At 77.1% G+C, this 3,034-nt stretch carries 2 protein-coding genes; both read right to left on the minus strand.

The window, feature by feature from the left end; translation table 11 throughout:
• Positions 1-901: nitroreductase family protein (locus ABD317_RS35325; protein WP_486389029.1), on the minus strand; the 901-nt coding region annotated here is incomplete at its 3' end.
• Between the two features lie 79 nt (positions 902-980).
• Positions 981-3,005, minus strand: a complete 2,025-nt coding sequence (locus ABD317_RS35330) for a TOMM precursor leader peptide-binding protein (protein WP_425582526.1) — start codon at positions 3,003-3,005, stop codon at positions 981-983.
• Positions 3,006-3,034: the final 29 nt, after the last annotated feature.

The following is a 3,034-nucleotide window of genomic DNA, read 5'->3' on the forward strand; positions in this document are numbered from 1 at the left end:
CGCCGACCGCGACACCGTTCCCGGTCGCCGTGCGCGCTGCGCCGGAGCCGTCCCCGACGTCGTTCCCGGCCTCGGTCCCGTGCGCGGGGCCCGTCCCCGCCCGCTCCCCTGGCCGCGCCGCGCACGCGTGCCCCGCCCACGGCAGCGGCACGACCGCGAAGATCCCCTCCTCCTCGCCCGCGACCCCCAGCAGCCGCGCCAGCCGCTCCTCGTCGAACCACAGCGCCGGCTCCAGCGCCGTCCCCCGCGCCGCGGCCCACGTCCGCCAGGTGCCCAGCAGCGCGCCCACGTCCATGCTCACGGCGTGGAAGGAGAAGCTGTTGTACTTGAAGGAGTTCTGCCAGTACTTCACGCCCAGCACCAGGAACTGGTCCGTCTCCGGCCCCGGCGCCCCCTCCCCCAGCGCCTCGCGCACCGCTCCCGAGACGTCGCCGGTCAGCAGCCGGCGCAGGGCGTGGTGGCGGGCGGAGTAGTAGTGCACGCCGGGCGGTACGGGCGCGGAGGCGCCGTTGACCCAGTAGACGGAGACAGGGTAGAGACCGCCGCCGGAGGCGGTGCCGCGGGACCAGTTCGCGAGCGGGTAGAACGGCAGGGCGTTCAGGTCGGTGTTGGCCTGCACGCCGAGGCGCCGGCCCACCAGCCCGTACGAGTCCCGCAGCAGCCCGCCGAGGAGCCCGAGGTCGAACGCGGGCCCGGCGCCGTCCGCCGGGTGCAGCAGCCCCCGCTCGACGGTGGCGTTCGCCGGGTACGCGGGGCCGGCGGGCAGCGGCAGGCGGTCCGTGCCCGGGTAGTGCTTGGTCTTGCGCGGACCGTCCGCCCAGTCGGGCACGAAGTCCACCGGCTCCATCGGCACGCGGCCGCGATGCATGATCGCGGTCGCGTATCCGTGGGCGTATCCCATCGTCTGCTCCTTCTGCGGGTGGTGGCTTCGCGGGTCGGGCGGGTCAGGGGGGTCGGGTGCGTCGGGTGCGTCGGGTGGGTCAGGGGAACGGGTGCGGTGCCGGGTTCAGCTCGGCGTCGGCGAGGTCGTGGTCGCGCAGGCCGGCCTCGCGCAGCCCGGTGCGCAGCCGGGACATCCCCAACGCGCGCTGCCGCGACCAGCCGAAGTCGATGGGCAGCAGCCCCGGCACGATCACGCTGACCGTCCACAGCCCCAGCGCGCGCTGCTCGGGCAGGGTCTGGTCGACGGCGATCACCTCGAACCCGGACTCGGCGACCGCCGCCACGCACGCCGCGGCGTCGTCGGCGAGGTCGTCGGAGACGGGCAGGGTGCGCCCGGCGCCGTACCGCTCGCGCAGGGGGACGGGGCGCTGCCGGGGCCGCAGGAGGAAGTCGGCGTAGCGGGCCATCTCCGGGAGCCCGTAGACGAGCGGGTGGTCGTGCAGGGCGGCGACCTTCCCGAAGTCGGCGGCCATCGCGCGCAGCCGGGCCTCCTCGCGCTCCGTACGGCCGGCGAGGTTGACGGCGTCGGTGGCGATCTCGTCCAGCGCGGAGGCCAGCGCCGCCTCCGGGTCCAGCCCGGCGCCGGCGCCGAAGCACATCCGTCCGGGCCCGCCGTCGTACCGCTCGGCGACGCCGGTGATGACGGGGACGGGGAACGTCAGCGCGGCGTCGAAGAACCGGGCGCGGTAGCCGTACATCTCCAGTCGCGCCACCATCTGCCGGGTGGCGGGACGGGTGGCGGAGGCGGGGTCCAGCTCGGTCAGGGGCTGCTGCCCGTACCAGGCGAGGAGGAACGCGTCGCGCTCGACGACCTCCATGAGGCCGTAGTAGACGGCCTCGGCGGCGGAGCCGCCGGTGGCGCAGCCGTTGGAGCTCTCCTGCACGAAGCGGTCGGCGAGGCCCGGCGTGTGGTAGTACGTCAGCACCTCGGGCACGAGCAGCGGGCGGCGGTCGGTGAGGGAGTGGCCCCACACCCAGGAGATCTCGCGCTCGGGCGTGAACGGGGCGATGCCTTCGGTGCGGTGGAAGCCGGGCGCGTAGAGCCCGCAGCGGCGGGGGTCGAGGGCGGGGCGGCCGTCGGCGACGAGCTGGTCGAGGCTGGCCCGCACGGTGGTCGCGCGGGCGCGGGGGCGCATGCCGGCGTAGCGCTCCAGGCCTTCCAGGACGCCGATGCGCAGGCTGTCGCGGAAGGTGTCGGCGTGGCCGCCCCAGAAGGTCTCGCGGAGGTAGTCGCCGGAGCGGAGCGAGAAGCAGCCGATGGTGGCGGAGGTGGAGGTGGAGGAGACGTCGAGGACGACGGTGGGGCCGAGGGCGCCGCAGACGGGGTTGGCGAACGCCTCGGTGGGCAGGTCGTAGTCCGCCAGCGGGCGGGTGCGGAAGGCGCCGGGGCGGTGCTTGGGCGACGGGTCGAGGGCGACGACGGCGGAGTCGGCGGCGTCGTGCTCGTCGGGTCCGCAGACGGGGCACTCGGGGTCGGGGACGAGGGGGTAGCGGCGGACGGTGAGGTCGGCGAGGTCGAGCTGGTAGACGTCGCGGAAGAGGGCGGTGGAGGCGGTGGACCGGTCGTCGGCCACGGCGCCGGCGGCGGTGGCCCCGTCGACGGACCCGGCCCGGACGGCGGAAGCGGGGGCCCAGTCGACAGACCCGGCCCCGGCGGCGGAGGCCGAGGCCCCGTCGACGCACCCGGCCCCGGCGGCGGAGGCCGAGGCCCCGTCGGCAGACACGGCCCCGGCCACGGTCCGCCCCCGGTCGTCGGCCACGGCGCCGGCGACGGCGGCGGCGAGCGCCGCGGCGGCGAACGGCGTCCACTGCGGCGGCGCCCCCGCCGCGGCCGTACCGCCCCCCAGCTCGACGGCCTCCCGCAGCTGCCGCGACCGCGCGGCCTGCCACCGCCGCTCCAGACACCGCACGCACCCGCGGGCTCCGGGGTCGGGGAGCGGCCCGACGACGGCGTGCCGCCCGTAGATCCGCACGGGAACCGCCTCCGCGGGCCCCGCATCCGCGGGGGCCGCGGGCGGGCCGGCACCCGGCGCGTGCGGCGCCGCGGAGACGCCGCCCGGCACATGGCCGGGCACGCGCAACGGCGCGGCGG

Source organism: Streptomyces synnematoformans (genome assembly GCF_039531005.1).
Taxonomy (GTDB): domain Bacteria; phylum Actinomycetota; class Actinomycetes; order Streptomycetales; family Streptomycetaceae; genus Streptomyces; species Streptomyces synnematoformans.